We start from the raw sequence: 5,530 nt of genomic DNA, 5'->3' as shown, positions 1-5,530 counted from the left end.
GGCGGGTGTTGTAGACCACCGAGCCAATACGGCGCAGGCTGTCGTTGGGGTAGAACTCCGGATAACGCCCGTTGCTCAACGTGAGCACCTTGACCTGCACGCCGAAGCGCTCGAACGGCTGCTGCGCCTGCGCCACCAGTGGCAACACTAGCCCCAGCAACAACATCAGTGGGTAGGTATTTCGCATAGGGGTCCAGGTTAGTGTTGGGTCTGGTACTTGGCTTTTTCTTTCACGACGGCCTGTAACCACTCGGCGTACATCGGCGCCGGCATTTCGCGGTAGCCCGTCTCGAAGATACGGGTATAGGCCGCTTCCATCGCGGCGTAGGCCCGCTGCGAATCGGCCGCGTTGGTTTGTCGCTCAAACTGCCGCCGCAGCGCTTCGGCGCGCAACAACTGGGCGTTTATGTAGTGGGGGAAATGCTGCAAGGCCAGTTCCGTGCATTGGAGCACGAACGGCTCAGCCGCGACGGGTCCTAGGCGACGCTCACAGCCTTTGGCCAGGTCCACCAGGCAGAGCGCCACGCTCTGCTGGGCGCTGAGCGTGTCCATGTAGATGCCGCTGACAATGGTTTGCTTGCTGATGTAGCCCGAAGCGGTGAGCCAGGCGTCGTTGGGGAAGGTGCGGCTGGTCAGTTCCGTGTTGTACCACCCGTCTTTCTCGTTGTGCTGCTTGAGGTAGATGTGGTTGGGCGCCAGGGCCAACCACGCGGGGGCGCCGGTCTCCTCCGCCAGGATCTTGTACAGAAACGGCAGCGAGTGGCAATTGCCCCGGTGGGTAACCAGCAGCTTCGTGACGAACATATTGCGCCAGTCCCGGTCCCCATTGAAGTCGTCGAAGTCGTAGCGGTACGGGGCGAGGGTGCGGCCCTTGCCCAATCGGGTGCTGTCCTTCAGCAGCATGAACACGGCCGCGTTGCGGGCCACTTGCTCCTTGTCGGCCCGGTCATAAAGAAAATACGGGTCGTTGGCCGACTTCAGCAGGCGGCACACCTGCGCCAGCGTGGTGATTTGGGCGTTGAACTCGTCGTAGCTCAAGCGGTTGTCGAAGTAGGCATTCTCCGACAGGAAGACGGCGCGCTTGAAGCTGAGCGGGTAGCGCCCGTCGAGCATCTTGGCCAGTTCCTGGTAAGCTTGCGCGTACGCATTCCGCGCCACGTCTACCGCCGACGGCTTGGTGGCGGGCACAGGAGCGACGGCCCGTGGCAGGCTGGGCAACTGAGCCGGCACCGGCCCGGGCCCGTGGTCGGGTACAGGTGCGTGGTAAGCGCTGCGGCGCGAGGCCAGCGGCTCCAGAACCGGCGGCCGCCGGGCACACGCACCCAAGAGCAGCAGGGAGAGTAAGGAATAGAGACAACCGTAACGGTATACCATAGCGACGACTTAGTTCTGGGCGGTCTGCGCAAAGCGCGAGGCGGCTTGCTGGCCGGCCACGCGGGCTTGTTCCTGCTCCACTTGTTGGAGCCAGCGCGCGTACTGCTCGGCCGGCATGTCCTCGTGGCCCAACTCCGCGACGGCCCGCTTGCGGCGCTCGACTTCTTCCATGAGCGGGCGCAGCTTGGGGTTCAGGCGGGCCTGCGCTTCGGTGGGCTGACCGTTGGCTTTTACGGCCACCATCAACGCCATCAGGGCCGCGTCGTGGGCCAGCATGCGGCCTTGGACGCTCTGCGGGTAGTAGCGCAGCCCCAGGGCCGCGCACTGGGCCGTGAAGGCGTCGTGGCCGTAGCGCCGGGCATAGCTCTGGGCTAGGTCGAAGACGCGGCCGGCCAGCGTTTCGCGTTGGGTGAGCGTGTCCAGGTACGCCCGTTGCTTCAGCGCGCCGGCCTTGATGAAGCCCGAACTCATGTAGTAGGCGTCGCTGACGAAGTGCCCGTTGGTGGGCTCGTAGCTGTAGAGTTCGCCCTGGTTGTCCAATACCTGGATGTAGGAGTGGTTGGGCGCCATGCTCAGGTACGTGCGGATGCCCAGCCCATCGGCCACCAGCTTGTAGAGCAAGGGCAAGGAGTGGCACTGCCCGCTGTTGGTGCGCAGCAGCTTGGTGACAAACTGCTTGGTGTAGTCTTGGCGGCCCCAAAAGTCCTGAAAATCGTAGCGCGGGGGCAGGTGCACCGAGGCCAGCTGGCCGGCGTAGGCCACGCGGACGGTATCGGTCATAAGCCGGTGCAGGGCCATGAACCGGGCGGTGGGGTTCGGACGGGCGGAATCCGCGGCGAGGCCCCGGCAGAGCTGGACCAACTCGTCCACCTGGGTGCTGAAGTCGGCGTAGCGCAGCTGCCCGTTCAGGTAAGCATTTTCGGTCAGGAACACGGCCCGGCGCAGGTGGGCCGGTTGGCGGCCGTCGAGCATGCCCTGCAGCTGCTGCAGGGTGGCGCGATACAGGGCTTGGTTGGCGGCCGCGAACTCGGCGTTGAACGCGGCTTGCCCGCGCCGGCGCTGCTCTTCTTCGTGGATAGCTTGCTGCACCGCCCGCTCGCGCTGGAGCTGCCCGGTGATGTAGGCGTCAGCCTCCTGCAGCAACGCTTGGTTCTGGGCCTGGGTGCGAGAGGGCGTACTTGGAGCAAGGCCGCCCAATCCAGGGTATGCAGGAACCGGCGGGGTGGGTACCCCAAGCGCCGGAGTGGGTGGCGGCCACGTCTGCGCCCAACCAGAAGTAGCGCTTAATAGAAAGAATATGGTGAATAATACGGAGCGCATGCAGCCTGCTAAGTAGGTCAAAAATAGCACGTTTTGTGCTCACCTGCCAAGTAGGACGTTTGCTTGACTGTGGTACCCCTCTGCTTAGCGTGTAAATCCGCCCCGTTGGAAGAAGAACCCCCGCATGGGCGATGCCACGGCCCACGGCGGCACCATCGTGCTCGGCTACCCCACCGTCATTATCGGCGGGTGAGCCCCGCCCCCGTACGCCAAAGCGCCCGGCCTCCGCGAGTGGGAAGCCGGGCGCCGGCATGTGTGCAATAGGAAGAACGAGAACAAGCGAGGTAACGGAGCAGGCCGCGCAGCTCGGCGGCTTAGTTCAACGCGGACGGGGCGCTGGGCACGGCTGCTTTGGCGCCAGCCGCAGCGGGCTGGTGCCGGTGGAAGTACTTCCGCTACTTGTCGCACAGGCGTGCAAGACCATCCAGTTTCTTTCGAGGGCCTTGCACAGTATTAGTAGCAAGCTAAAGCTAGTTCCCCTCCTCAGATGAGGAGGGGCTAGGGGTGGTTGATGAGCTAGAGCTAAAGTTACTATCTGGTGTCAGCACGCGAGATGTCTCGACAAGCTCGACATGACGTCCTGAGTAGCACGTTCACGTGAAGTCAACCACCCCTAGCCCCTCCTCATCTGAGGAGGGGAACTAGTTCTAGCCGCGAGGTGCTACTCGGCGGCTCCTTACAGCTTGATGCCCTGCGCCTGCATGGCCTGCTCCTGCTTGTGCTGGTTGGCCAGGAACTCGGCGTGCTGCTCCGGCGTGCGCTCGGTACCGAGGCGGCTGAGCTGTGCGCGCACCTCATCGGCCGGCAGGTCGTTGCAGTAGATGGGGCCGCCGGGCTGCTGCCGCCACGACTCGCGCAGCGTGCCCGCGTCGATGGCGTCATAGCCCAGCTCCTCCACCAGCTGCATGACTTTCTGCTTGGCGGCGGCATCGTCGGAGGCTACGGGCAGGGCCACGCGGCCGGGGGTGCCGGCGGGCTGGCCGGGCTTGGCGAGGTGGTCGGCGAGGATGTTGTTGAACACCTTCACCACCGGGCGGCCCAAGTGCTGCTGCACCCAGCCGCTTTCGGTCAGGTCGCCGGTTTCCAGCTCCGGCACCTGCCCGTCGCGCAGCAGCGGGTAGTAGTTGCTGGTATCGATGATGGGCACCTCGGCCGGCACGCCCGCCAGCAGGTCCTTGGGCAGGTTGGGAATGCTCTTGAGCGGGATGGTCACCACGAGTAGGTCGCTGCCGCGCTGGGCCGCTTCCTCGGCCGTAACGGGCGTAGCGCCGGTTTTCTCGGCCAGGTCTTGCAGGGTTTCCGGCCCGCGGGAGTTAGCAATGTATACGGTGTGGCCGAGGCCCGTCAGCCGCCCGGCCAGGGCGCTGCCGATGTGGCCCGCGCCGATGATTCCGATGTTCATGGGTTGGTGTTGTTTGGTTCAAGCGCCGGTGATGGTGCCGGCGTAGGGAGGTAAACAGCGGAAGTGGGGGTTTGGGTTTTTTCTTGTTGGGAAGGGCTGAAACGAGCAACGCCGCCGGAGCGGGGCTCCGGCGGCGTTGGTGGCGGGCTTACATCAGGGAAGTTCGAGTCGCGTCTATATTTATATTAGCTCGTTTGAGTAGCGCTGGGCTGCCTCAACTCCTCAAATAACGCAACTAGTTCAACCGGCAGGAAACCGGATTTCCTCACAGCTTTAAACAAAGTAGTAAAATTTACCACAGGACTAGTAAATAATGCGTTATACAACTCATTGAGTATAGCTTTACCTCTCCTTGCAAATACCCACTTAGGATATAGTAGTTCTACACCCTTTATAAACTTAACTCTCACTTTTTCACATTCACTTTCGGGCTCAAAATCCGAAAAGTACTTGCTCAGTTCCGGCTCCACTATACCTAAAACAGAATCAACAATTAACTGGAGCTCTGAACTTGGCATAAATTTAACTTTATATTCTTCACCTATCCTCAAATTCAGGCCATCAATCTTAAAGTTGACTTCCTTATCCATCAATGCGATATACACAATAATAGGATCAACTAGGTAGTTCTCAATACTATACCTTTTCAATAAAACAACACCATTTTCAGGAACATTCCCACTATCAGCATCGATCAACCCATTTATTATATTACCTAAGCCGGGTTCAACCAACTTTGTCACCCAATTTTGAACTACGTCTTTTCCGCCTGACTTATCTTTGGTTGATGCAGGAATAAATACCAAGGGAATATCTGCACTTATTTTCATTTCAGTCACTAGATAATCATTTATAAAAGAATAAAATTTGACATCGTCGTTATCCTCTACCAAATAGTATCTAGTACCTTCACCTACAAAGATTAAGCCCGAAGTTAAAATAGAAATAACGTGATTTTTGTTTATTGGCTTTTTTATTCTTTCACCTACTTTTACAACCTCAAATAAAGACTCCTCCGGCACCAATATTACGGTAGATGGAGAATGAGTTGTCATCACAACCCTAAGAGCGTGTTAGGGATTTTCGTTTTAGGTCATGCTGAGCGCAGTCGAAGCATCTCTTCCGCTTCGCCTGCTACTATTCAACGAAGCAGTAGAGATGCTTCGACAAGCTCAGCATGACGTTCCAGAGGCAGTTTTAGCAAAATCCAAACAAGCTCTAACATTGAATTGATCCACTAAAACATTTTTCATCACGTTAATAAACTGCTTTGACATTGCTGGATGAAGGTGAGCATCCGGCTCATCTATAGCGGATTCATGAACGATGTACATGATAACCACAATGGTTGAACCAGGCTTTGGCATCCTTGCTGGAAATCCACTCAACCGCGGTTTGGATAGCCGCCTCCAGTGCTTCACGGGTACGGGCCTG

At 58.8% G+C, this 5,530-nt stretch carries 5 protein-coding genes; all 5 read right to left on the bottom strand.

The features are described from left to right. The coding region (locus tag B0919_RS25030) for a hypothetical protein (protein ID WP_217701078.1) at positions 1 to 187 on the bottom strand (187 nt) is incomplete at its 3' end. An 11-nt stretch (positions 188 to 198) separates the two neighbouring features. Then, positions 199 to 1,374 carry a hypothetical protein gene (locus B0919_RS24430; RefSeq protein ID WP_139362379.1) on the bottom strand — a complete coding sequence of 392 codons (1,176 nt, stop codon included), beginning with the start codon at positions 1,372 to 1,374 and terminating at the stop codon, positions 199 to 201. A 9-nt stretch (positions 1,375 to 1,383) separates the two neighbouring features. Continuing rightward, positions 1,384 to 2,517 (bottom strand): hypothetical protein, encoded by a 1,134-nt coding sequence (locus B0919_RS24425; protein ID WP_078014933.1) that lies wholly within the window; start codon positions 2,515 to 2,517, stop codon positions 1,384 to 1,386. An 853-nt stretch (positions 2,518 to 3,370) separates the two neighbouring features. Next, positions 3,371 to 4,096: an NADPH-dependent F420 reductase gene (locus tag B0919_RS24420; protein WP_078014932.1), complete on the bottom strand. Its 726-nt coding sequence runs from the start codon at positions 4,094 to 4,096 to the stop codon at positions 3,371 to 3,373. 185 nt (positions 4,097 to 4,281) lie between these two features. Next, positions 4,282 to 5,151, bottom strand: coding sequence for a hypothetical protein (locus B0919_RS25020; protein WP_139362378.1), 870 nt, complete (start codon positions 5,149 to 5,151; stop codon positions 4,282 to 4,284). Positions 5,152 to 5,530 lie beyond the last annotated feature (379 nt).

Source organism: Hymenobacter sp. CRA2 (assembly GCF_002007105.1).
In the GTDB taxonomy this organism is placed as follows: domain Bacteria; phylum Bacteroidota; class Bacteroidia; order Cytophagales; family Hymenobacteraceae; genus Solirubrum.
The sequence above is the reverse complement of the archived record's forward strand: the minus strand, read 5'-3'. Positions and strand labels throughout refer to the sequence as shown.